Origin of the sequence: Shinella kummerowiae, from assembly GCF_009827055.1 — a bacterium.
Classification (GTDB): Bacteria; Pseudomonadota; Alphaproteobacteria; order Rhizobiales; family Rhizobiaceae; genus Shinella; species Shinella kummerowiae.
Genome location: NZ_WUMK01000039.1, coordinates 1 through 673, shown reverse-complemented (window position 1 = coordinate 673; position 673 = coordinate 1). Strand labels below are relative to the sequence as shown.

The following is a 673-nucleotide window of genomic DNA, read 5'->3' as shown; positions in this document are numbered from 1 at the left end:
TGGAGCAGCTGGCCGAGAAGGTTCGGCGTGTAATCGATGGCTAATAGGCGCTCGCTTTGAAGTCAGGAGACGGTAGCCCGCCTGTCTCGACGCATCGCAAGGCGAGATCGAAGACAGCATTCGCGGCCTGGGCGGCGCATTCGATGTCGAAGTCTTCAACATCGTCCAGTTGACGAAGAAAGGACTGCCAGCACGACATGTCGCGCGTCATGACTGCCAAGTGCCGTGCGCCGAAACCATCGGTCATTCCAAGCGCGGCGGCTCGCGATCTTAGAACGCGCGCACCGAGAGTTGATCCCTCGAGAACATAGATCGCACCCAACAAACCACTTTGATCGTCGAACAGCACATCCGACGTTTCGGTCGGTGTTACCCGGAGCCCCAGATCTTTCGCGTCCTGCGCGATCGAATCGGACACGGCGGTCGGACGCCAGGACCAATCCCGTGGCCAGACAACATCGTTCAAGACCCGATCCATCGCGAAGCGAAATCTGCCGAGGAAGGTCACATAGCGCCGATACGCCGCAAGGTTCTCAAATGCGCCGATCGCGGTGTCGAGCTTCTCATGGTTGGCTCGGGTTCGATCCCGAAGCGCAAACCGCCTTTCACTGTGTCCCATGTGTTCCCATCACAGAAAGCGGATCGTCGCAGGACCTGCGCAAGGGAAGATCCT

At 58.8% G+C, this 673-nt stretch carries 1 protein-coding gene; it reads right to left on the bottom strand.

Going from position 1 to position 673, the window contains the following annotated elements; all coding sequences use genetic code 11:
* Positions 1 to 40: 40 nt before the first annotated feature.
* Positions 41 to 619 carry a biliverdin-producing heme oxygenase gene (locus GR138_RS30150; protein WP_160862942.1) on the bottom strand — a complete coding sequence of 193 codons (579 nt, stop codon included), beginning with the start codon at positions 617 to 619 and terminating at the stop codon, positions 41 to 43.
* Between the last annotated feature and the right edge of the window lie 54 nt (positions 620 to 673).

Bases quoted from the DNA above. Each gene is read 5' to 3' on its own strand.
- GR138_RS30150 (WP_160862942.1), bottom strand. From the start codon at position 619: ATGGGACACAGTGAAAGGCGGTTTGCGCTTCGGGATCGAACCCGAGCC.